The sequence below is a fragment of the Halomicrobium zhouii genome, from assembly GCF_900114435.1.
Lineage (GTDB): Archaea > Halobacteriota > Halobacteria > Halobacteriales > Haloarculaceae > Halomicrobium > Halomicrobium zhouii.
Map to the genome: position 1 here is coordinate 220733 of NZ_FOZK01000002.1, position 23732 is coordinate 244464.

Annotated in this window: 21 protein-coding genes; 7 read left to right on the forward strand and 14 right to left on the reverse strand. The window is 61.4% G+C overall.

Features of this window, described 5'->3' with window-relative positions:
• Window positions 1–9: 9 nt before the first annotated feature.
• Window positions 10–957 carry an outer membrane protein assembly factor BamB family protein gene (locus tag BM337_RS08500; RefSeq protein ID WP_245778628.1) on the forward strand — a complete coding sequence of 316 codons (948 nt, stop codon included), beginning with the start codon at window positions 10–12 and terminating at the stop codon, window positions 955–957.
• Between the two features lie 130 nt (window positions 958–1087).
• Here the strand turns inward: BM337_RS08500 and BM337_RS20515 are convergent, their stop codons facing one another.
• Window positions 1088–1825, reverse strand: a complete 738-nt coding sequence (locus tag BM337_RS20515; RefSeq protein ID WP_177227356.1) for a DNA polymerase domain-containing protein — start codon at window positions 1823–1825, stop codon at window positions 1088–1090.
• A gap of 321 nt (window positions 1826–2146) precedes the next feature.
• Between BM337_RS20515 and BM337_RS21550 the strand changes: the two genes are divergently transcribed.
• Complete coding sequence (locus tag BM337_RS21550; RefSeq protein WP_143117670.1) at window positions 2147–3574, forward strand: hypothetical protein; 1428 nt, start codon at window positions 2147–2149, stop codon at window positions 3572–3574.
• Between the two features lie 128 nt (window positions 3575–3702).
• Here the strand turns inward: BM337_RS21550 and BM337_RS08515 are convergent, their stop codons facing one another.
• Entirely contained in the window at window positions 3703–4287 is a 585-nt protein-coding gene (locus BM337_RS08515; RefSeq protein WP_177227358.1) for a YdeI/OmpD-associated family protein, read from the reverse strand.
• Between the two features lie 483 nt (window positions 4288–4770).
• Between BM337_RS08515 and BM337_RS08520 the strand changes: the two genes are divergently transcribed.
• Window positions 4771–5619: a carbohydrate ABC transporter permease gene (locus BM337_RS08520; RefSeq protein ID WP_177227361.1), complete on the forward strand. Its 849-nt coding sequence runs from the start codon at window positions 4771–4773 to the stop codon at window positions 5617–5619.
• Between the two features lie 740 nt (window positions 5620–6359).
• Here BM337_RS08520 and BM337_RS08525 read toward each other — a convergent pair.
• The 3 genes from BM337_RS08525 to BM337_RS08535 all read right to left on the reverse strand — a co-directional run bounded on the left by BM337_RS08525 (window position 6360) and on the right by BM337_RS08535 (window position 9784).
• Entirely contained in the window at window positions 6360–7547 is a 1188-nt protein-coding gene (locus tag BM337_RS08525) for an AGE family epimerase/isomerase (protein ID WP_218155539.1), read from the reverse strand.
• A 108-nt stretch (window positions 7548–7655) separates the two neighbouring features.
• Window positions 7656–8540: an NAD-dependent epimerase/dehydratase family protein gene (locus BM337_RS08530; protein ID WP_089815981.1), complete on the reverse strand. Its 885-nt coding sequence runs from the start codon at window positions 8538–8540 to the stop codon at window positions 7656–7658.
• 56 nt (window positions 8541–8596) lie between these two features.
• Window positions 8597–9784 carry an alpha/beta hydrolase gene (locus tag BM337_RS08535; protein WP_218155540.1) on the reverse strand — a complete coding sequence of 396 codons (1188 nt, stop codon included), beginning with the start codon at window positions 9782–9784 and terminating at the stop codon, window positions 8597–8599.
• 100 nt (window positions 9785–9884) lie between these two features.
• Between BM337_RS08535 and BM337_RS08540 the strand changes: the two genes are divergently transcribed.
• Window positions 9885–11162, forward strand: a complete 1278-nt coding sequence (locus BM337_RS08540) for a glycoside hydrolase family 68 protein (RefSeq protein ID WP_143117671.1) — start codon at window positions 9885–9887, stop codon at window positions 11160–11162.
• 60 nt (window positions 11163–11222) lie between these two features.
• On the opposite strand, the gene BM337_RS08545 is transcribed toward BM337_RS08540, so the two are convergent.
• Genes BM337_RS08545 through BM337_RS08560 form a run of 4 tightly spaced genes read right to left on the reverse strand, consistent with a single transcriptional unit; the run spans window position 11223 to window position 15007 of the window.
• Entirely contained in the window at window positions 11223–11834 is a 612-nt protein-coding gene (locus BM337_RS08545; protein WP_089815985.1) for a hypothetical protein, read from the reverse strand.
• A complete protein-coding gene (locus tag BM337_RS08550) occupies window positions 11834–12694 on the reverse strand; it encodes a carbohydrate ABC transporter permease (RefSeq protein ID WP_089815987.1) in 861 nt (286 codons plus the stop codon). Before BM337_RS08550 ends, BM337_RS08545 begins: the two co-directional genes overlap by 1 nt.
• Window positions 12691–13596 (reverse strand): carbohydrate ABC transporter permease, encoded by a 906-nt coding sequence (locus BM337_RS08555; protein ID WP_089815989.1) that lies wholly within the window; start codon window positions 13594–13596, stop codon window positions 12691–12693. Before BM337_RS08555 ends, BM337_RS08550 begins: the two co-directional genes overlap by 4 nt.
• A 28-nt stretch (window positions 13597–13624) precedes the next feature.
• The gene (locus tag BM337_RS08560) at window positions 13625–15007 is read right to left on the reverse strand and encodes an extracellular solute-binding protein (protein WP_177227363.1); all 1383 of its coding nucleotides are present in this window, start codon (window positions 15005–15007) and stop codon (window positions 13625–13627) included.
• A 136-nt stretch (window positions 15008–15143) separates the two neighbouring features.
• Between BM337_RS08560 and BM337_RS08565 the strand changes: the two genes are divergently transcribed.
• Window positions 15144–16277 carry an ABC transporter ATP-binding protein gene (locus tag BM337_RS08565; protein WP_089815993.1) on the forward strand — a complete coding sequence of 378 codons (1134 nt, stop codon included), beginning with the start codon at window positions 15144–15146 and terminating at the stop codon, window positions 16275–16277.
• Window positions 16278–16356: 79 nt separating this feature from the next.
• Here the strand turns inward: BM337_RS08565 and BM337_RS08570 are convergent, their stop codons facing one another.
• The gene (locus BM337_RS08570; RefSeq protein WP_089815995.1) at window positions 16357–17424 is read right to left on the reverse strand and encodes a TrmB family transcriptional regulator; all 1068 of its coding nucleotides are present in this window, start codon (window positions 17422–17424) and stop codon (window positions 16357–16359) included.
• 116 nt (window positions 17425–17540) lie between these two features.
• Between BM337_RS08570 and BM337_RS08575 the strand changes: the two genes are divergently transcribed.
• Window positions 17541–18275: an IclR family transcriptional regulator gene (locus BM337_RS08575; RefSeq protein ID WP_089815998.1), complete on the forward strand. Its 735-nt coding sequence runs from the start codon at window positions 17541–17543 to the stop codon at window positions 18273–18275.
• A gap of 1140 nt (window positions 18276–19415) precedes the next feature.
• Here the strand turns inward: BM337_RS08575 and BM337_RS08580 are convergent.
• Entirely contained in the window at window positions 19416–19901 is a 486-nt protein-coding gene (locus BM337_RS08580) for an ATP-binding protein (protein WP_089816000.1), read from the reverse strand.
• 383 nt (window positions 19902–20284) lie between these two features.
• Between BM337_RS08580 and BM337_RS08585 the strand changes: the two genes are divergently transcribed.
• Window positions 20285–21133, forward strand: a complete 849-nt coding sequence (locus tag BM337_RS08585; RefSeq protein ID WP_089816002.1) for an HFX_2341 family transcriptional regulator domain-containing protein — start codon at window positions 20285–20287, stop codon at window positions 21131–21133.
• Between the two features lie 371 nt (window positions 21134–21504).
• On the opposite strand, the gene BM337_RS08590 is transcribed toward BM337_RS08585, so the two are convergent.
• The 3 genes from BM337_RS08590 to BM337_RS08600 form a co-directional block, all read right to left on the reverse strand.
• The gene (locus tag BM337_RS08590; RefSeq protein ID WP_089816004.1) at window positions 21505–21708 is read right to left on the reverse strand and encodes a hypothetical protein; all 204 of its coding nucleotides are present in this window, start codon (window positions 21706–21708) and stop codon (window positions 21505–21507) included.
• A 121-nt stretch (window positions 21709–21829) separates the two neighbouring features.
• A complete protein-coding gene (locus BM337_RS08595; protein ID WP_089816005.1) occupies window positions 21830–22285 on the reverse strand; it encodes an SWIM zinc finger family protein in 456 nt (151 codons plus the stop codon).
• A 176-nt stretch (window positions 22286–22461) separates the two neighbouring features.
• Window positions 22462–23697: an MFS transporter gene (locus tag BM337_RS08600; RefSeq protein WP_089816007.1), complete on the reverse strand. Its 1236-nt coding sequence runs from the start codon at window positions 23695–23697 to the stop codon at window positions 22462–22464.
• Between the last annotated feature and the right edge of the window lie 35 nt (window positions 23698–23732).

Sequence of the window (23732 nt, forward strand, 5' to 3'; positions counted from 1 at the left end):
ACGCCGTTCTTGTTCATCAATCCCACCGACCAGCGGCTGTTCTTTCCGACAGAACAGGGATCTATTTACTGTCTGGACAGAGCAACCGGAGAGCAAATCTGGCGCCGCGACATCGGCGGACCGATAGAGACGCCGTTACAGTTCGACGGGTCGCAGCTCTTCTTCGGAACGACAGCTACCGACGGCCCGGGAACAGTCCTGGCCCTCAATGCTGTGGACGGGACGCCTCGATGGGAATCGGCACTCCCGACGCTAACTAAGTCAGCTCCCGTTCTCTTCGGTGATTCGGTAATTGTGCGAGACCAATCTGGAGACGTGCTCGCTTTCGACCAGGAGACGGGAGACCAGCAATGGGACCGGACCTTCGAGACACATAGTCTTGGCTGGAGTTTCCAAGGACCGCTCGTGAAAAACGAACGCGTCTATACCTACGGCGTGGACACCACTGCGTCGCAGGACAACAGGCTCATCGCACTCGAGGCGACAGATGGAACGACCGCATGGCAACGGGAGATATCGGCCCCTGTCTCGATGCTGGCTTCCTCGCCAGATCATCTCTTCAGTGTGCACAGAGAGAGTCTCCACGCGGTCGCCCCGAGGGACGGCACGATTCGCTGGCGGCGAAAACTGACGGGGCAGTCCAACGTGCTCAGTGTGAACGGTGCTGTTTACGTCACGAACGCTAATTCAGTCACGGTGTACGACACAGAAGACGGGCGTGAAGTGAACCAATTCAAATTAGACGGACTGCTCCAGGGCTACGTCCCTAGGGGGAGGGGCGAGGAGTCCTTCGTCGGTAGACAACGCCCCGTACCCGGCGGGCTACTGGGGATGACAGAAGAAGCGATCTACGCACTCGGTGGAGGTCAGGGTGGACAGGATTCGCTCGGTCTGGCAGGTGGTTTTGGCGTCGCCGGTCTGTGTTTGTACGCGCTGCATCGCTGGCGTGATAGATAGTCAAGACAAAGCCACGAGAAGAATAGCTACACGGACATCCTCTCTGGCCGATTCGACGTTCACAAACAGTGATGATCGCCGGAGAGTATGTTATGGCGTAATTGACCCTACCGAACACCCAATCAAAGGATTACGAATAACTCGTCAATCGCGCGTTCTGTGTCTCTCGGAGGTAGCGTTTGATCCGTTCACGGTCCCAGTCCAGTGGTGAGAGAACACTCTCGGCCGCCCGGAAGAGCAGATCGACGTAGAACGCTTGGTCGTATTCGTCTGCTTCGAACGGAAGTCGGACTCGCTCACGACTTCGCTTCTCGTCGTCGACGACGACGTACTTGACGTCCTGGCCAGGTGAGCGCTCCATCCCGTGGTCCTGGTATCGCTGCAGGGCGTCGACGGTCCGATTCTGTTGCTGGTAGGCGTCGAGGGGTTTCGAAATGCGCGTCTGGATCGTTAGCTTCTCCGGGTCGACCGACCCACTTCGGACGTCGTTCAGGTGCCGAGCCAGTCGGTCGACGACTGGCTCCGGCTCGCGGTGCTCGTGGAGCGAATCGATGAGGTCACGCTGGACGTTTGCGATGTATTCGGGCGTCGAACGCTGGCGAAGCTCGATACCGCGGTACTTGTACTCGTCGCGGTCGGCGAACTTTCCGAAGTACTTCGTGAGGGCGCCACGCTGGCCGTCTTTGGTCGGGACAAAGCAGACCCACTCGAAGTCGTCCTCGTGTTCCAGGTCGATCTTTTGCTCACGAGAGATGACGTCATTCGTGTAGACGAGGGCTGTCCGGTCCGCGGTGAGGGCGTCGTCACGACCACGCTCGACGACGCCGAGCGCCTCGTCGCCGACCTTCGCTATGAAGCAGAGTCTCACGGCTACTACTCCGACGTCGAACTCAGGATCAGCGGTGAAGGGGAAAGCGAGACCATCCAGCTCGGAACCACGGGCGGTCGGACCACGACCGAACGCGTCGACGTCTCCGAGTACGCCGGCGAGACGGTCACGTTCCGCTTCGAGACCAGGGGTGCAAAGGCGTCCATCGACTCCTTCGACGTCCAGGCCGACACGGACGGCGACGGGATCTGGGACCACGTCGAGGACCAGACCTGGTACCACCCCAAGACCGGGAACCGGTTCACGACTGACGCCTACAGCGTCGACTCCGACGGCGACGGTCTCGACGACGACGAAGAGGTGCAGTTCGCCAAGCGCGGTGGTACGTGGGAAATCGTCGACTCTACGTCGGACCCCTCCAGGGTCGACTCCGACGGCGACGGACTAACGGACCGAGAGGAAGTGAACGGCTGGGAAATCCACATCATCGACGACCACGAGGATGCGAAGGAGTTCGTCGAAGCAGTCGGTGACGACTCGGCCGACCACACGGACTTCGTCAAAACGCCGACTGTCACGTCGGATCCGACCCAGCGACACTCAGACAATGACGGACTAAGTGACGCGATGGAGCAAGAACTGGGGACTGACCCAGACGAACCGAACACCGATGGCGATAATCTGGGCGACGGACAGGAACAGTCGGTCAACGCCGACCCCACGATGTTCGACGTCAACCCGCCGAAGCTGAATGTCATTTCGAAAAACATCTACCAGCCGTCCGCAGTAGATGGCGACGCCGAGAATCTCGGAAACGATTACGTTGGGAAGACGTTCTACGGCGTTCGATTTAGCACACAGGACTATTTCGGCTTGTCGAGTGCAAGGCTCACGCACAACGGAAAGGTCACGTGGGAGCGCACGCCAGAAGACCGGGAAGGCCACAGTTACGCCGCGTCCTATACGACCAACCAGATACAGACTGGCATCGATAGCTTGACCGGCGCGGCGACGCGCGTTGTCCTCGAAGACGCCCACGGCAACACGCGTTCGAAGGTCGTCTACGAGCGACAGACGGCCTACGTCCACATGGCCGAACAGGCCGGCTGGGAGAAGGATTCCGTCCGCATGGCCATCGCCCTGGGGATGGTGACCGGCTTCGGTGCTGGTGCCGGCCAGATGGCTGGCGCGGTCAAAGCAATGACCGACGACTTCGAGGCGTACGCGAAGTCTGTCGCACAGATCGTCGTGGTGCTCAAACAACGCGGTGTCGGTGGGACGCTCGAAGCGATGGCCGATGGCATGGAACGCCAGATGAAGCTCGCGAACCCCTACGACTTCAACGACCAGCGAGCGCTCTACGAGCACTTCCGGACGAACTACTACCTGGGGATGATCGCCTTCGAGGCGACGCTCACGCTCGCGGGGACTGCTGCCGTCAGTGCCGGGAAGAACAGCGCACGAGTTGCACAACTCGCAGACAAAGCGTCTGACACGCGCATCGCCGCCGCAGCGCCGTTCGCCTACAACGGCTACCGGACGGCGACGGCGCCAACTCGCTGGATGAAAGGAGCCATCGCTGGAGGACTCTCGAAAGGTGCAGGACTGACGATTCGGGGTGCGAACCGCGTCATCGATAGCTCGACCATCGGGAAGGCGCTGAAGAAAGAGGTCCTGTACCGACAGCTGGATGTCGATACGAGCGACCTGAGCAAGGTCGAGCAGGACGCGCTCAACAACTATCTCGACGAGACCGGTCGCGACGGCGTCTGGCTAGCAAACGAGTAAGAGATACAGGGCACGTACTGCACCACCATCTCCGGTGAGCAAAGTCGTAACGTAGTCCTCAACTGTGACGCGATGGAACACGAGAAGAAGAGGTTTGTTGAAGGACGGTTGCCTCCAAAAAGGCCCCATCACAGCCGCCGCTTGTTGTTCTCGTCGTACGCTCGGCGGTTCTGTGCCGCGAGTTCGACCGTTCGTTCGATGCGCCTTTGCTTGGTGTCGTCCGTCTTCGCCTCCTCGACGGCCGCGATGAAAGCGTGCTGGTCAGTGTTCGAGAAGTGCTGGAAGTTCTCCCAGGCGGTCTCGTTCTCACGCAGCGCTGCCTCGAGTTCGGCCGGGATTTCGTGGTCGTCGGCGAGCCGATAGGCAGCCGCCCACTCGCCCGACTCCTTCGCCGCTTCGACGAGTGCCATTCCGGCCGGGGTCATCTTCCCCGCCTCGACCATTGCCTCGACCCGCTCCGTGTTCGCCTTCGACCACTTGCTGTCGGGGTTCCTGGGCGTGAACCGACGGGTGTACGTCTCGTCGTCGATGCCCTTGATCAGGCCGTCGATCCACCCGAAGCAGAGCGCTTCCTCGACCGACTCGCCGTAGCCGATACCGGATCGCTCGGCGTCGGCCTTGTAGTAGCCGACCCACAACTCCTCGGCCGTGTCGTGGTGCGCTTCCAGCCAGGTACGGAACTCGTTGCGAGATGCGAAGAATAGTGGGTTCATAGTTCACGAGAGACACTGTGTGTCTATAATCCTACTCCGAACGTGAGCGCCAGTGGAAATCCTCAGAGGGGCCGGAGAACGCTCAGCTGGCCGAAAAGTGAGTCCCGAAAAGCCAGCCGTGAACGGTGATGGCCTCGACGACTGGCCTTCGTCGGTTGCCGGAAGGGTCACCAGCACCGTCCGGCATCTCCACTACTTCGTTTCGAACGGGTAACGTCACCACCATCCTGGTTAGGGTTGCTAACCAACTGTCTCGAAAAGCCCCGGCGCGATAGTAGGGGGGTCAAGGGGGATGGCTATCGATGGCCGGGGCATCCCATGCCAGTACTTGTGCCGGTACTAGCGTGAGAATGGTTCGTTTCGGTGTATATATCTCCTGCGGGCCAATTATCAGTTCGATCACTTCGAAGGCAGACGCGACCGACTCCCGTTCCACCCGATCGAACCAGTATGCTCTTGGTCGTCACGCCGCCGTTTACAGTCGTGAGCCGGACCGGAGGTACAGCGGACGCGACGGCCGGGATTCGCCAGCGCCTCGGTCCCGTCGCATTCCACTGTGTCGTCTGGTCGCTCGTCCTCGTCGTCCTCCTCCCCATCGTCTGGCCGGTGATGCTGTCGCTCAACGAGGTCCGCCCCGAGACGTTCTTCGACCGGGGACTCCGCTGGTGGCTCGACGGCGTCAGTTTCGGCGCGTTCCTGTACACGCTGTTTGGTACGGACGTCCCACGATATCTCTGGAACAGCGTCCTCGTGGCGACTGTCACCGGCGTCCTCAGTGCCGGCTTCGCCGTGACCGCCGCGTACGGCTACGACCGCTTCGACTTCGTCGGTCGTCGCGCTGCCATCGGGGCGCTCCTCCTCTTTCCGATGGTGCCGCCGACCATCGTCGCCATCCCGATCTACCTCCGCTTTCTCGACACGCCCCTCTTCGACACCCACGCCGGACTCGTCGTCGCCTACGTCGCGTTCACGCTCCCGTTCACGACGTGGCTCCTGATCCCCTACGTCTCTCAGATCCCCGAGTGGCTGGAGGAGGCGGCGATGGTCGACGGGTCGACCCGGGTCGGTGCGTTCGGGAGGGTATTCCTGCCGGTCGCCAAACCGGGACTCGCGGCGGCGTTCGTGCTCGCCTGGATGCTCGCGTACAACGAGTTCCTGTTCGCCGTGTTGCTCATCGACACCCCGGCCAGGCGCACCCTCCCGGTGGGGCTCACCTTCGAAGCCGTCCCGCCCGGCGTCGTCTCGGTAGTCGCCTCGATCCCGATGCTCGTGATCTTCGCCGTCCTCTGGTGGTTCTTCCTCCGTGGCGAGGTCAGACAGTACGGCAAGTGACGAGTTGACACTTCGTTCGACGCTCCACGTCCACGCATGGTCTTTTGCCGTGTGATCGTACCGGCCTCAGAAACGTACACGACGGCAAACGCGAACACACCCGTTCGCCGCTCGTAAAGCCGTCCGGAGTACCGAACGCAGCAACGTCCAGTCTAGTATCAGATTTCATGGCTATTTCGACATCTCCCTAACATTCTATATATTGTGGCTCGCACCGATCTGTTTGCACACGAACGCGAGACCGCCTCACTAGCTGCGGTGACTCGCTCACCGAAACGCCGTCGCTGGAAACGACAATCCGCGGTCCGACGCGGATACGACGGCCGCGAAGAATGGGTGGCCGTGTCCATGCACGGCCGCAAAAACGCATCTCGGTTTGCCGCATCAACGACACCTGGCCACTATTCACGAAACGACGCGTATTGCCCGAATATCTGACCTGGAGACGGCTCACTGATCGACTCCAGCACTGTCCGTACGCGGGTGCAACTCCTCAAAATCTCACTAGCAACGAAAGCACTGTAGATCCCATCGCAGGGCGTCGATATTGCGCCAGATTGCTGGATTGCCCATTCAGAGCGGTGAAACCGACCCCACCAAGAGAATCTGCATTCATTACAAATTTCGTATATAGATTGTATTCTGATAAATACGCGCAACGCAGTCCCCGGATCTCCGTGTCGTCAGCTGTTGGGGTCTCGTTTTTCGCCCACAGTATCGCCGTCGCCCACCCGGTGGCCCTAGCGAAGGACGTCGTAACACGCTCCGAGAGGGTGGTACCCAGTCTTCACTTCCGGCGTCGCATCGATCGCCTCGTTCTCGACCTGCCCATCGCGAGTCAGCTGGAAATACCAGTTGCCGTACTTCTGGTTGACGACTTTGTTCCACGCATAGTCCCAGATCCGGTCGTACCAGTCCCAGTACTGGTCGTCACCCGTACAGTCGGCGAGGCGAGCAGCGCCGGCAAAACCCTCGGCCAGCGGCCAGTAGTACTTGTCCCAGACGAGTGGCTCCCCCTCGCGGTCGAAGTTGTAGACGAACCCGCCGTACTCGTCGTCCCAGCCGTTCTCGACGGCGGCGTCGAAGAAGTGCCGGGCACGGTCTACGAGCCAGGCGTCGTCTCGGTGTTCAGAGAGGTGACACAGTAGCTTCGTCCACTCCAGCAGGTGTCCCGGCTGGTAGCCCCACGGTCGGAAGAGGTGCGCCGGTTCGTCGCGGTTGTAGTCCCAGTCGTGTGTCCAGTACTCGGTGTAATGCTCCCACAGCAGGCCGTCTCCTTCGTCTGTCAGTTCGAGCGCGAGGCGCTCTGCGATGCTGTAGGCCCGGTCTATGTACCGCTCGTCGCCGGTTGCCTCGTACGCGGCGATCAACGCTTCACACATGTGCATGTTGGCGTTCTGTCCGCGGTACGATTCGACCTCGTTCCACTCAGAATCGAGTTTCCCCTTGCAGAGGCTGTGCTGGTTCTCCCAGAAGTGCTCGTCGATGGTCTGGAACGTCGCCTCGAGGTGGTCCCCAGCGCGCGGAATCTCTGCTTTCGCAGCCGTCGACAGCGCGAACAGGACGAACGCGTGGCCGTAGGCAGTTCGCTGTGGGTCGTCGACTTCGCGGCCCGACAGGAGCCAGGGGTAGCCGCCGTCGTCCTGGCGGTGGGTTTCCAGCAGGAAGTCGACACCGTGATGGGCGGCCGAGTGACACCAGTCCGGGCCGTCGAGCATCTTTCCGACGCTGAAGTTGAAGACGAACCGGCACGTCGAGACGAGCAGCTTCGATTTCCCGTCGTAGACGTGGCCGTCGACGTCGCTCAACTGGGATACGTAGCCGCCGAAGCGGTGGTCGATACACGTCGGGTAGTAGAAGTTCAACAGGCCCCCGACGTGCTGTCTGAGCCACTTCTCGTCGCGGAATGTCGTCTGATACGATGGCACGTGAATACCCTCCGCATCGGCCTACAAAAGCATATCCCAGCCTGGTTTCTGGCAGCGACTCCTCGCCGGTTCGGGAGCCGACCAGGCGATCACCTGCCACGGAGGTGCTCAGTAGTCGCGCCAGCTCCGTTCCGGTGCCCAGTCCAGTAATTCGTCGGCCTTCGAGAGGTCGAACAGCGTCTCGTGACCCTCGAGGGGCTGCCGGATCTCCGCGTCCGGGTAGAACTCGTCGACGACGTCTTCGGTCGCTTCGTCGGCGGTGGTGTCTCCGGCGACGGCCCAGAACGACTCGTGGCCGACGTAGTCCGCCTCGACGGCCTTCCGGGCAATGGCGCAGGCGTCGTCGATGTGGACGTAGGAGAACATCACCTGTTCGTTCGACCACGGGTCGTCGTCGCGGAGTGTCTCCATCGAGCGGTCGGGTTCGGCGAAGTACTCGACCACTTCCTCCTCGTTCGGGACCCACGGATAGCGCAGGGTAGCGATGGTCGTCTCGCAGGTGGGACGACGGCCGAATCCGGCGGCGGTCACCTCCATGGCGTGCTTCGCGATGCCGTAACTATCGTCCGGCGTTCGGGGGTGGTCCGCATCGATAGGGAGGTACTCGACCTGGGGATCCCGTTGCTGGTGTTCGGCGCCCATCACGTTGATACTGGAGGCCAGACAGCAGGATTCGAGACCGAGCGACTCGCTGGCTTCGAGCACGTGCGTGGCCGACATGACGTTGCTCTCGTACGTGCGGAAGTCGGGGTTGCCGTAGGGATCCGGGATCGTTCCCATGTGGATGACGGCGTCCGCGTCGGCCTTCGCGAGGGCGCCGTAGGTCTCACCCGCGTCGAGCAGGTCCGTCGTGATATAGGTGTCCGAGACCTCCTCCCGTTGCTTTCCGCGGGCGATGTTCACCGTCTCGTACTCGTGGTCGTTGAGGTGCGCGAGGATCGCCCGGCCGATCTTCCCGTTGCCGCCGGTAACCGCTATCGTCGAGAGTGGCACGTCTATGCAACGCCGGGACTGGAACAAAACACTGACTATGACCGATTCGAGTCGTCTCAGTCGAACTGGTCCTGCAATCTCGTCGCGATCGCTTCGTATGCCTCGTGAGCGGGGTCCACCGCCACCGGATCCCCTATCATCGCGAAGAACCCGTGAACCATGGCTGGATAGTTGGTGAACGAGACCGGGACGTCGGCCTCCAGCAACTGTTCGGCGTACAGCGCTCCCGTGTCCCGAAGCGGATCGAACCCCGCCGTGAGAATCGTCGCTGGCGGGAGGCCGGAGAGGTCCGCCGCTTTTCGCGGCCAGGCGTAGTAATTCGCGTCGTCGATATCCGACTCCGTGTAACGGTCGTAGATAACGTCCATGATCTCCGCGGTCAGGCCGTACCCGTCCGAATTCTCCGTGTATGCCGGCGTAGTCTGGGCCGCTCCCATCGCAGGGTAGATCAGTACCTGATGCGCGATCGCTGGACCACCGCGGTCCCGGGCTACCAGTGCAGTCGCTGCGGCGAGATTGCCGCCGGCGCTGTCGCCCATAACGACTAGTCGTTCGGGATCTATCCCGGGGACGGTGGCTGTATCCGATACCCAGTTCAGCACGGCGTAGCAATCCTGGAGGCCGGCAGGAAACGGGTGTTCCGGTGCCAGTCGATACCCGACGCTGACGACGGGGTACCCTGTCTTCGTCGTCAGTGTCCGGCAGATCCGGTTGTGTGTCTCGATGCTTCCGGATATCCACCCACCGCCGTGGAGATACACGATCACCGGATCCGTCCCCGAGCGGTCGGTCCGTGAATCGTAGAGTCTGACTGGAATCTCCCCGTTCGGACCGGATACGGTTCGGTCTTCCACGTGTTCGACGGGAATATCGAGGTCTTTGCTCAGGGGACTCGTTTCGTCCATCTCGCGTATCTCTTCGAGCGACAGGTCCCGGTAGGACGGCCCGTCTTCGACGGACGTGTCCGCCAGGTAGTCCGCAATTGCGGGATGTACGGTATCGGCTCTCGATGCGTCGACCGCGTCGGAAGTTGGTGCTGGCGCCATGGATGTCTGTCCGTTGGGTCCGGTTCGCGTGCGCAGGTTCCGTTCGGGGCGTAAAATAATTTCGTACTCCGTGCACGGCCAGTTGGTCGGCTCCTGACCTCGTCTGGCTACTGTCGACGGATGTGCTCTCACCCCCGACTCTGTTCCGGTCTGCCGAAGGCATGTGCTGGAGAGCGAGCAACTGGCGATCCCAGTCACCGTCCGCCTGGAACTACCGTTCCGGCGATTTCCCAGAGTCGGGTATTTCCCAGAGTCGGGTAACGCAACACTTTACATAGGTTGGACTGGACTGAATCGTATGGTTGACCGCCCGTTGGGCGATGAGCGGGGCGTCCAGGGAGATCGCTCCTGTTCGTACTGGACACGCGAGCAGACGGAGTCGATTACCCGGGAAGCGACGAACGTCGCTCCGATCATCGATCCACCGCAGACGCGACTGGACGAGGATCTTCACATCTGGGACACGTGGCTACTGCGGGACCGGTACGGCGAGGTTACCACCGTCGACGGATGGCAGGTGGCGTTCTCGCTGACTGCCCCCGCGGATATGTTGCCGAGCGACCGCCACGACGTCGCGTCTATCCGGTACTTCTACTCACGCGACGGGAAGCAGTGGGAGTGTGGCGGTGAGTTGTTCGACGACGACGCCTATGGCCAGCGCCAGTGGTCTGGCTGCGCGCTGTACGACGATGGCGACCTGTACGTCTTCTACACCGCTGTCGGTCACAGCGACGACGTCGAAACGACAGACACGCAGCGAATCGCCGGGGCGACGACCGCCTCGGTCACGGCCGGGTCAGCGGAGGTAGTGATCGACGGACCGTGGACCCACGAAATTCTGCTGGAGCCCGACGGCAACTGGTACGAGACGGAAGACCAGTCCGGGGGACTGACCTACACGTTCAGAGATCCGTGGTTCTACGAGGACCCCGAGACGGGTGAACCCTGCCTGCTGTTCGAAGCGAACGCTCCCGTCACCGACGAGACGCCGGTCTGCGGCGACGATACAGCGGGCCGACAGTACAACGGCTGTGTCGGAGTCGCCGTCTCGCCGACGGGAGACCCCCTGGAGTGGGAACTCCGTGCGCCGCTCCTCGTTGGGGCCTGCGTCAACCACGAGCTCGAACGTCCACACGTCGTCCACCACGACGGCCACTACTACCTCTTCATCTCCACGCACAAACACAGGTTTGCGCCGGGGATACAGGGGTACGATGGGCTCTACGGATGGGTTGCAGCGTCACTCCACGGCCCGTACCGGCCGCTCAACGACTCTGGGCTCGTCGTGACGAATCCAGCGGACGCCCCGTTTCAGCTGTACTCGTGGATGGTCTACTCCCACGACGAGGAGTTGCTCGTCCACTCGTTCCTCAATTACCTCGACTTCGAGGGCGAGTCACTCGAAGCGATCGCCGAGCTCCCCGAGACTGAACAGACCCAGCGATTCGGCGGAACGCTCGGGCAGACGCTACGGGTTGGTGTCGACGGCGACCGTACCGAGATCCTGGGGACGCTCGACCACTGGCACCTGCCCACTGGCGACGAGTCACTGCCGGAACCCGTCGAAGATACCTGATTTTAGCTCGACGTGAGGCCAGCGGTTCGCCGTACTTCCTGACGAGAGCTCGGCCAGTGCCTACGATTCGGCGATCTCGTCTACAATTCTCACGTGGACCGAAAACGCGGTCCCGGCGAACAGGAGAACGAACGCGACCGTGAACGCGAGGGAGACGAGGAGAATCCCGAACGTCACGATTCCCATCGTCATCGCGACGGTTGGGTTCGCGGCGACCCAGTGGACGCCCGTTCGAAGCGCTGCTTCCCCATGCTGGCCGGTAGATAACGCGACGAACGTCGGTATCATCACCAGCGAGAGGTACAGCCCGACGTACAGCGTCACCAGGGCCAATCCGAGTTTGAGGGCTGTAAACCCGCCAGCGAGCGAGTAGAAGTACCCGGCCGAGAACCCGAGGAACAGCGGCGGCAGCAGGCCAAACACGGTCGCAGGAACGAACTGGCGTCTGACGACGCCGAGCACTCGACGGGGCTCGACGCGGTTTCGGTCCGAATCCAGGTTGCGGATCGCGGCGTAGACACCCAGCGTAACCGGACCGATGGTGACGACGAACAGGGACCCGATCGTCCAGCAGAGACTGAGTACGACGAGCCAGTAGATGTTGTCGTAGATGAACGCGCCCGTCCCTGACAGCCCGTTTTCGAGCCGGCTGGTGGACGCGTTCTCGACCATTATCCGGTCCCCGCCTGCATCTGGACGCTCGAGATGAGCTTGTCCTGGAAGAGCAGGAACACGACGAACAGGGGCAGCGAGATCACTGCCAGGCCCGCCATCAGGCGGTTCGCATCGTCAGCGTAGACACTCTGGAGCGTGGTCGCTCCGACGGGCAGCGTGTACGCCACGTCGTTGTTGAGGACGATCAGTGGCCAGAGGTACTGATTCCAGCTCCAGACGAACATGAAGAGAGCCAGAGCCGTGATCACCGACAGCGACAGTGGCAGGATGATCTGTGCGTAGATCCTGAACGTGGAGAAGCCGTCCATTCTGGCGGACTCTTCCAGTTCCTCCGGGATATCGCGGAAGAACTGTACCAGGAGGAAGACTCCCAGCGGCGTCGCGGTGAACGGGAGGATGATCGCCCAGTAGGAGTTCGTCCACCCCATCTGGGTGATCAACGTGAACAGCGGGATGATGTTCACGTGCGGTGGGACCATGAAGCTCGCGATGATGATGCCGAACAGGACCCGCTTTCCTGGCCAGTCGAGCCTCGTCAACGCGAACGCGACCGTCGAGTCGACGATCAGGACGAGCGTCGTCGTGATCGTCGAGATCACGAGCGTGTTCCAGATCCAGCGGTAAATCAGGTCGTGCCCGGTGAATATCTCGACCCAGTACTGGACGGTGATGCTACCGGGAATCCAGCTGAAGCCGAACAGCTGGTTGGACGGCGTCATCGAGAGGGTGAACATCCGGAACAGCGGAATTGCGAAGAGGAATGCCAGCCCGTACATCACCACGTACACGCCGATGCGGTAGAGCGTCTCGCGATCGAGCGAGAACCTCTCGACGGCCGAATCGAGCGCTGAACTCATTCGTCAACCCCCTGTCCAACGATGGCGTAGTTCAGGACCGAGACGCCGATCAGGATCAACAGGATGACGTACCCGACTGCCGCGCCGTACCCGAGATCGAACGTCTTGAAGCCGAGCTGGTAGAGGTAGTACACCAGCGTGATGGTGGCCTCGTTGGGTCCGCCGCTGGTCATCGTCTCGACCTGACCGAACACCTGAAACTGGAAGACTGTGCCCGCGATCAGGACGAAGATGATGGCGTTTTTCATCTGCGGGAGTGTGATGTCCCAGAACTGGCGCCACGGTCCGGCCCCGTCCAGCTGAGCGGCTTCGTAGAGCCGCTCCGGGACGTTCTGTCGCGAGGCGAGGAGGACCGCGAAGTAGAAGCCGGCCTGCCACCAGACGGTCAACAGCGATAGCGCGGGCAGTGCGAACGCCTGGTTCGTCAGGATCCCACCGACGAACCGCCCGAGATACACCGTGAACACGCCGTTGCTCGCGTAGAGCTGCAGCCAGAGGAATCCAACGATAGAGACCGTCATCACGTACGGGACGAAGTAGAAGAACTGGAGGACCTTCTTGCCCTTGATCCCGCGATTGATACCGAGGGCGATGATCATGCTCACTATCAGCAACGACGGGACGGTGAGCACGACGAACCACGCTGTGTTCTTCAGCGCCTTCCAGAACAGCGGGTCAGAGAGCAGCGTGACGTAGTTCTCGATACCGACGAACTCCGACTGGGCTGGCTGCAGGAGGTCCCACTCGAAGAAGCTCATGTAGAACCCCTTCACCAGGGGGTAGAGCAGGAACACACTGAACACGGCGACGTACGGTAACGCGAACAGGTAGCCGTGAAGGGTTTCACGGTCTACCCAGTCGGTTACACCGGAGGCGTCCCCAGTGGTCGATTTTACGTCCATTATTGGTCAATACTGTGTGTCCGTATTCTTAGTTCATCCGGTCGCGGATCGCCGTCGCGGACTTGGTGATCCCCTCCTGGGGTTCCACGTTTTGCGCGTAGATACTCGACAGCGAACCGCCGATCTCCGGGGCGTACAGGTTGATGTCGGCCCGCGGCTGGTATCGAAGCTGGTCGTTCGCCGCCATGTCGGCCAGCGTCTCGACGATCCCGTACTCGTCGTAGATCGGGTGACTCGTCACTTCGTCCGACTCGGCCACCTTCGGCGTCGGGGGCAGATGGCCGGCCTTCGTCGCCCAGACTGGGTTGTTCTGGGTGATGTACTCGACGAACTTGACCCGGGCCTTCTTCTCGGCGTTCGTGTGGCTCGGATTCGACGGGAAGAAGAACCCGTTGCTCTCACAGAACGTCTCCTTCGTTCCGCCGGCGAAGGCCCACGGTGGGTGGTACGTGAAGTCGAGCCCGTCGATGAACTCGTTGTTGTCGTTCTGGAGGCGGTTGGCCATCCAGTTCCCCATGAATCCCATCGCAGCCTGGTCGTTCTTGAACTCGTTAATCCGGACGTCCGTGTCCGAGAGGTCGTCCGTGTCGTCCCAGCCCTGCTCGCCCGTCACGGAATCGTAGAACTTGGCCGCCGCGAGCCCGGCATCCGTCTCGTGGAATACTGGGTTCCCGGTGCTCGGATCCCCGTTCTCGAACATGTTTCCACCCTGCTGTTTCACGAGAGAGAAGTAGACGCGGAATCCCTCGTACAGGTTGTCGTAGGTCTGCAGGAAGAAGGGCCGCTTGTCGGTGTTTTCTTTCACGGCGTTCGCGGCCTCTGCAAGCTCGTCGGGAGTCGACGGCGCCGCCGGCGCCCCCGCTTCTTCGAGAACGGTGTTGTTGGTCGCGAGCATCATCCCGTGGATGTCGATGGGGAGTGCAACAGTGTTCCCGCCCGCCGTGGCAGCGGGCTCGACGATGTCGTAGTACGGATCGAGTCCGTCCTGGAGGTAGTCGTCGATCGGGTCGAGGATTCCTTCCGAGTTGAAGTACGACGAGAACGACATCCAGTAGGACGCGACGTGGGGCGCGTTACCCGACGCTGCGGCCGTCGTGAGCTTCGTCGTCACCTCACCGAAGGGCACCGACTGGGTGTTCACGGTGATGTTCGGGTTCTCGTCCTCGAACTCCGAAATCAGCGTCTTCAGTTCGGAGGCTTCGGTCCCGCCGAACGATTCCCAGAACGTAATCTCGACGTCGCTTGCCGCGGTCGTCTTCGTGGCATCGCCGTTGGTTTCGCCGCCAGACCCGCCAGATCCATCGCCACCACCGTCCCCGCTACATCCTGCGAGGCCAGCGATACCCGCGACACCGAGTCCTTTGATGACGTTTCGACGACTACGTTTGCTAGTGGTTCCCTCTAGGGGCATGACTAACACTCTTTGTATGTCATATATAAACATTCCGCATCTTAGATCGTTGCAATAGTCGTTCTGGGTGGAGATCACCACTGTGTGACATAGATCTACACAACGTTAAAATAGGATAAGAGGATGCGCACTAGATATGGGTACCATCGACATCAACGAGGTACGAAAGATGTACGACTCGGAAGAAGGGAGTATCGTCGCGGTCGATGGGGTGTCGTTGTCCGTCGACGACGGTGAATTCGTCACGATCGTCGGTCCGTCGGGATCGGGGAAGTCGACGCTGTTGCGCATGCTAGCGGGGCTGGAATCGATTACGGACGGGACGATTTCGATCGACGGCAAGACGATCAACGATGTACCACCCCAGTACCGCGGCGTCGCGATGGTCTTTCAGGAATATGCCCTCTATCCACACATGAGCGTCCGGAAAAACATGGCCTACGGTCTCAAATTGACCACCGACCTCTCGACGGACGATATCGACCGCCGCGTCGAGGAGACCGCGGAGATGATGGGGATCGAAGACCTCCTGGAGAAGAAACCGGGCAACCTCTCCGGTGGGCAACAACAGCGCGTGGCGACTGGTCGGGCGATCGTCCGTGATCCAGAGGTGTTCCTGTTCGACGAGCCGCTCTCGAACCTGGACGCCAAGCTCCGGCTTCACATGCGCACGGAACTCCAGCGGCTCCAGGAAGACCTGAACACCACTTCGATCTACGTGACTCACGACCAGTCCGAAGCGATGACCATGAGCGACCGGATCGTGATTCTCGACGAGGGTGAGATCCAGCAGGTCGGGACTCCAGCGGAGGTGTACGCCTCCCCCAGTAACAGGTTCGTCGCGGACTTCATCGGCAGTCCGTCGATGAACTTCTTCGACGTGACGCTCGATGGGGATCGACTCGTCGGTGCCGACTTCGAATACACGGTGTCAGATGCGTTTCTCGACAGAGTCGACCAGAACCGGGACGCCAGCGACCTCGTCCTCGGTATCAGGCCCGAACACGTCGTCCTGGCCGACGACGGTCCCAACACGATCGAGGTCCAGCTGGACGTCCTCGAACACGAGGGGAGCGACAACTACCTCTACCTCGTCAACGAGGACACGGAGTGGACTGTCAGAGTCCCTGGTAACGAGATGGTCGAAGCCGGTGCGCACGTTGGGCTGGGGCTTCCAGAAGAGCACCTCCACCTGTTCGACCAGGAGACTGGCCGTCGTGTCCTTCGCAGAGAGGGCTCGATTCCCTCGGCGACGGCGCCTGCGGAGTGACCGTTCCGACACCCACCACCCGACTGCGGTCTTCTTCCATTCCCGGTTCTGCTTCGTGTCCCGTCACTCGAACGCCGCTTCACTCGATGCCGATTACGTCGATTTCGATCGCTCGAATGTCTTCGACGACTGCGCCATACCCACCGACGGTGTACTCGCCGTCGCCGGTCCGAATTCGCAGTGCGGCCTGGATGAACTGTTGGGCGAAGGTCGTGTCTCTCGTCGGGTAGACGTCCGTGTAGATGACGTCGACTACTTCGCCCTCCACTTCGACCATCTCGTGGCTCCGCAGGTCGACGCCGTTGACTCGCACTCTCACTGTTTCGTCCTCGGTGTGGAGCATCTCGAGGTCGCGGATGAGCTGCCGGACCGAGACGTACGTTTCCGGGTGACCGACCGACTCAGAGTAGAGTGTGTCCCACGGTTCCCACAGCTGGAGCTGAAAGAACCAGTGGAGAAACGACGTGAGGGTGTTGTCATCGACGACCAGCCCGTACTCGCCGTCTAACTCGTTGTCGATGGCGAGGACGGCGATGGACCCGTCGATGAGGGCGACGAACGGTCCGTTCGCTTCGCACCGACGAGCCTCCGTGGCGACACGAGAGAACATGTCGGGGAGGTCCTCCGTCGTGCTATCGGCCGGGTCGAAATTCAGGGCGATGCGAACCGTCACTCCTCGTTCGTGAATGGTACCGAGTACCGCTTCCATTTCGACGAGTTCAGCGGGCGACGCACAGATCTGCACGACGTGGTTCGCTTCACTGACGTAATCGATGGCTTTCTCGATCGTGCCCTTCTGCGTCTGGAAGACGCTGATATCGGTGTGTTCGATGCTCGGCCGGTCCCACACGTCCTCGAGTTCGTCCGCCGCATTTTCGAACCCGTCTGCCCACTCCCGGAGCTCCTCGACGGCCCGGTCGACGTTGGGGATACGTGCGCGAAGCGTATCCTGCTCGTACGTCTCGACGTACCCATCGGCAGCCAGGTCTCTGAGTACGTCGTACAACCGGGCCCTCGGGACGGAGCATATGTCCGTAAGATCCCCGACCGACGCATCGTGCAGCCGGAGCAGCCCCAGATACGCTTCGGCTTCGTATTCCGAGAACCCCGCCCGAGAAAGCACCGCCGTGAGTTCGTCGTCGTTCATACGGGGGGAAACACCTGGACTGATAAAAACTCCCCGTGAGTGCCGGGAAGCAGCCACCGATCCTACCTCGTTCACTCATTGCAAACGTTTATCCAGACAGCGGCTAATCCGCCAGTATGCCATCGAATCGGGTCATGGCGACCGAAACCGCCGTCGAGATACTCGAATCGCTCGCCAACCTCGAGTCTGCTGGCGTTACGGAACTCGCGGACGCCGTGGACGGCTCGAAGGGGAACGTCCACAAACACCTCAAGACGCTGGAAGCGGCCAACTTCGTCTGTGAGCGCAACGGCCGCTACGAGCTCGGACTCCGGTTCCTGGAGTTCGCGACGGCAGCAAAATGGAACGAGCGTATCTACCGGGTGAGCCGGCATCCCGTCGCCCAGCTCGCAAACAACACCGGGACGACGGCGACGCTCGTCGTCCCAGAGGGGTTCGACGGCGTCTATCTCCACACCGCCTCACAGAGTGGAAAAGCGGCGAAGAAACCAGTGGAGGGGCGCCGCGCGCCGCTCGACGAACTCACCACTGGACTCGCCATCCTCTCCCAGTATTCCCCAGACAGGCAGGAAGAAGCCATGTCTGCACTGTCACTGGCAGACGCGGAAGCGATGGATCTCAGGGACCAGCTAGACCGGATCCAACAACGCGGTATCGTCGTCCAGTCCGACGATTCGGAAATGGCAGCCATGGCTGCGCCAATTACTGTCGAAGACGGCCGTCCAGTTGGCGCGATCGGCCTCTGGCAACGGGAGTCAGATGGTGGAAACAAGCGCGTGGAATCCGATTTCGAGAAACTCGTCCGCAATGCGGCAGGGACGGTTTCGAATCGACTTTCGCTCAGTGAATGACTCGCTCGTTCACTGACTTAGAACGATATTGCAACAACCACTGCCATACCATAATTCAGGTTACACGACCCTGATCGGTTCGCGTATCAGCGCTTCAGGCACAACTCTTGACGACTGCGTTGTTACTACACCAGTACTCACATAGGTTTTGCCTGGAAACAGCCGGAGTTTGCAGACGTTCCCAGCGGGGGACGAAGCTGGCACGGTCGAGTCCACGGACAGTACCTCCTGGGACAGCAGCTAATATAACAACAGTAACCCTGTTATTCCTGTGGTACCACGAGACGGACCGGTAGCACATCCATCCGTCTTCAGGCGCGAGAGGAGGTCGATCGTCGTGGAACTCGTCCGATCCGAAGGTGTTGCCGTGGCGACAGTCTCCAGCTGGTGGTGATCTCCCGGTAGCAGCCGCCACTCGACCGGCGAATTGTGAAACATATACTGATTCAATGTATATAAGAAATTGAACCAATCGCCTGGTCGATTCTCGCAGTCCTATCCACGACTCTGGACGTGTAACTCGTCCGGGTGAGACAGTTGCGGCTCGCCACACTGCGGCCCCTTCGGTCGCATCAATCGCCAGAATTCCCCGGCTACTGTGTAGCTCCGTCGCCAGCCGGATGATCTCGGGCTATCGTGGCATCTCGAACATCTGCTGGTGCGTACTCACGGCCCCGAAATTGGGCATTTGAATCGTCCCTCGAACGAGAATTCGAGCAATATGCGACGTTCGATACAGGATGAGCAGGTGCCGTCGTTACTGCAGATCGAGAAGGGTCTTTTCGCTCGCAAATCGACACGGCCTCCCAGTCAGCGTCGCCGTCGTACCCTTCCAGGCCCGCCGGTTCTGGGCTTCGAGTGCAAGTTTTCTGGGCCTGCTTTTCTCCCGGCCTCGTGAAGTGGACTAGTTACGCGTGCACGACGAAACCGACTCGCACTATATCATATGAATTCAAACAATTTTCGATACATATAGAAACTATTACACTACTTCGAACGCCCTGATCCGGACTGTATTGCTCGTCTGAACAAGGCCGAACATGGGGGTGTACTCGACACACGTCGACGACACAAAGTTTCGCGATGAACCGGATTTCGGCTCTGGAGATTCGCTATTCGTCGTCAGTGACACAGCTCGTGTTACTCGATCTCGTCCCTCGCGATCCCGTCGTGGCCACACGTCGAACACCGTCCAGCGCTGAGGTCGACTCCCGTTCCGCAGTGCCTGCATTCCACCACTGTCTCACTATCGTTCTCTCGAAGGTACCGGACCAGCAGCAAGAGTCCGAACATCTTCCGCCGCCACGAACCGTCGAGCCTGTCCTGAAACTTCGCGACGATGTCGGGGCTCGGCGCTATCGCATCGAACGTCGCGAGCGTGAACTCGGTTGCGACGAACTCGCCGAGCAGGGCGGTGGCGAGCCACGACTTCCCGGTTCCGGTGGGCTCGTGCACCAGGACTCCGTGCGTCTGGACGACGCTGGCGGGCTCGACCAGCGGGTCGATGACCGCCGGTTCGAGGAGGGCGATATCGTCGACCAGTCCTGCCGTGTCGTCGAACGTCGTGATTGGAGGGCCACGAACGTCAGCGGGGACCGTCTGTCGGGCCGGCGTCGTCGGCGTCACTGGTCGCTTCGTCGCCCGATTCCTCGTCGGTCGGCGTGGCATCGCCCGTGGTGACTGTGTGGGACGTCCTCGATACTGCTTGTCGCCCTGTCCGCTACGTGTGTGCCACGCCGACTGGACGGGACGGCCCAGATGGCCGGACGAGCCCAGTAGCGGGGCGCACACGAGCTGGTTGCCTTGTCAGAGGGGCAGCCTGCCAGTCGTCCGTGGTACCGGACGACGGCATCAGTAGCTTCGCCGGGTGGGGAATTGAGGGTAAGTAACTGACTACGATGACTAGACTGACTAGCGGAGCCACCATGGGACGAGCTGTACATTGGATCGATGTTTGAGAGCGAGAGCAGAATCGTTATGTGAGTAACCAACCAGGATGACGACGATAGATGGAGAAGATACGGGAAGTCCACGTCGCGATGCTCTGGCGCGAAGTCGACCGGATACTCGAACCGGTGGCGGAGTACACGCCGGAGGTCGTCTACCTTCTGGAGCACGAACGCGACGACGTCACACACCCCGACTACCACGCTGACGTCCGCGAAACACTGGAGACGACGGTCCCCACCCTTCGAACGTGTCCGGTCGACCTGTTCGACATGTACGACGTGATGGGAGCCGTCACGACCATCGCCGACAGACACGCCCGCGACGAGGTCCGGGTGAACGTCACCAGCGGGACGAAACGATCGGCCGTCGGCGCGACGATGGCCTGCATGGACGAGGGGACGGACGCCACGTCCTACGTCGTCGACCCCGAGGAACGATCGGTCGGGGCCGAACAGCCGCTCACAGCCGGCTACGACGGGGCGGCACAACTCACGACCTACCAGATCGATTCCCCGACACCGGACCAGGTCGCCTCGCTGGCCATCATCGAAGCCCACGAGACCGACGCCAAGTCCGCGAAGAAACGCACCCTCCTGGAGGAGGGGATGCGCTACGGATTCGAATTCCTGGAAGGGACAGAGAGCCCGTCGAAAGGCGATTACAACGTCCTCAAGGCACGGATCACCGAACCGCTACGCGATCGATCGTATATCCAGATCGAAGAACGGGGCACGCGACACTACCTCACACTCACCGACGCCGGCCGCCAGACACTCCGCGCGTTCCGCCACCGGGCAGAGGACGTCATCCAGGACCTCGAGGAACGCCACGTCGCGAGTGATGGTGACTCGCTCGTCGAGTTCGAGTTAGACAATCCCGTCGGTCCCCTCTTCGAAGACAGCGCTTGACATCCTCTCCGCGCTAGAGCGCGAGGATTCACTGTTTATCGTCTCCCCGGTCGATTCGTCGAAGCCACGTTCGTAGATATCTCTCGAACTCATTCGTTATCGCGGGCACCCGTCTACAGGCCCCGCACCCATCAGGGGCCAGAAAAACACACGCGGCGCTGTCACGGTCTCGCTGTGGCTGGTAGTTCGGGAGACGACACCAGAAAGGGTGGATGGCAGCTGGTGGTACGCCCGCCGCTCACCGCGGTCGAGGCCCGCGCTGGTCGTGGCCGCCGACCGCCTGGCAGCGAGGACACGGCGCCGCACCGGGTTCGCTGGTCACGAAGGTGTGCTGGCAGCAGCAACACCGGAACTCGAAGGCGGGACTGCGTCTACTCGCCATCGTTGCTGGCGGCAATTTTGGCGCAATACTCGGTGGCTGCTTCGGCCGCGGAGTCGCCGACGCCGTCGACGTCGACACCAGTCTGTGTCGCTCGCCAGCGACCGTCGCGGAGTTCCTCCAGGATGACCGTCGTGAGATGGCGGCGTGACTGTCCGGACGACGTCGAGACCGCAGTGGATCGGTGTTCGGGCATACCAGTCGAACCATCGATAGGGGACCAAAAAGTGGCCAGCCTAGGGTGGGGTGGAAGTGAAACTGACCGCCGTCTATGGATCAGTCTGAAACAGGTGGCCGTCGAAGGAAAGAATCTCCTGTCAGTCTCGTCGGTTCCGGTTCGGCATCGGTCGTCTTCCTGTCCGGACGCATTCCCAACACGGAAAGTCGTCTGGGAGGGCATCGCAATCGCAGTCAGCAGGTTCGCCGATGTCGTCGAGTCGGGATTCCTCCAGAGGGGACTCACCGCGTTGCGGGCGCGTCCCGCCATCCGCGAGTAACTGCACATCATTCGCGAAATCGAGGACTGAACGCCGGATAGCGACTGCGACTCTGTGTTTGCACGCGTGCTCGTAGTTCGCATCGGCAGGACAGGTACAGTCCACCGGAAGGCCGTCCTCGATAGTGACGAGGTACTCGTGGTCCGCTGGGACGGCGTGGCTGGCGTTTCGAACGCGGACGTCCGAGTCCAGCAGTTCGAACTCGAAGGCCTCGTACTGGGCACGTTTGCGGACGCGATTCGATACCGACAGTTCGTCGAGCGGGTGTGGAGTCATGCGTTAATCCGCGAAGCCCGAATCGTGTGGCCCCGCACCCGTCAGGGGCCAGAAAAACGCCGCCGACGTGCGAGCGGTGAAACAGTGCAGTCGCTTCCAGAACGGGACATCGAGGAAGTAGGGTCCCCGGGACGCCCATCTCGGGAAGTCACTGGGTGACGACAGTGAATACGGCGTCAGGACCCGACACGCGGGAGAAAGTGGCCGGTCTCTCGCCTGACCCCGCCCAGGAGAATCGCGGCCGCGACCAGTGGCATGGCCGCACAGCAGAGATACACCGGCCAGAAGCCGACGACGTCGACGACCGGGAGTGTGACGATGGGCCCGAACCCGCCGCCGATGTCCCCGAAGACGTTGTTCGTCCCCACGGCACGGCCCATCTCGCCGTCGGCGACGAGGTCACCCAACAGGGCCATCAGCGGTCCGCTGGTCCCGCCCTGACCGAGGCCGACGCAGAAGCAGGCAAGGGCCAGCGTCGCGACCGAGTCCGCGAGCGCGAGCAGGACGAACCCGACCGACGTGACGGCCAGAAACAGGAGCAAGACCGGGACCCGGGACTGGGTCCGGTCGCTGACGGAGCCACCGACGTACATCGACAGCCCCGCCGTGACGACCGTGATGCCCATGAACAGGCCCGAGGAGCCCTGGGAATCGAAGCCGAAGACGCCGAGCTGGTTCTGGTCGATGAAGAGGACGAGCGTCGCGAACAGCGCGCCGACGTAGACGAACAGGACCGCGAAGTTCACCATCCCGACCGTGATCGCCGGGAGACTCGTGTTGACGTCCCACGGTCTGACCGACTGGTTCGCCTCGCCCTCGACGTGTGTCTCGGGCACGGTCGCGTACGCGACCACGCTGGCGAAGAACGCGAATCCGGTCGCGACGACGAACGCGACGACGTTCCCAGAGAGTTCGCTGACGAGCCCGCCGAGGACGACGCCCGCCGGGAACCCGAAGAGGACGCCACCCCTGATGAGCCCCATGTTCGACCCTCGCGAGCCACCGTCGCTGATGTCGTCGGCGATGGTGTACGCGGTCGCGAAGACGAGCGCGCTCCCGACGCCCCAGAGAAGCCGCGCCGCCATGAACCACGCTTCGGGGAGCGGCGCGACCATCGCGACGACGTACCCCGACGTGGCGATCCCCTGGACGAACATCCCGACGACGAACGGTGTTCGCGTCCCGAACCTGTCCACGAGGCTCCCGGCCGGCGCGTTCGCGAACAGCCGCGAGAACCGGTTCGCACTCAAGATGAGACCGACGAGAAACGGAGAGATGCCGAGCACGGCACCGAGGTTCGGCAAGATCGGGAAGATCACGCCGCCGCCGAAGCCGATGAAGAACGTGCTGACGATGACCGCTCCGAGGACGAGCCGGTCCCCGTCTTCCGCCCCCGGGAGCTGCGTATTCACGTTCGAGAGTACCGTTCCTGCGTCCCTTGAGCATG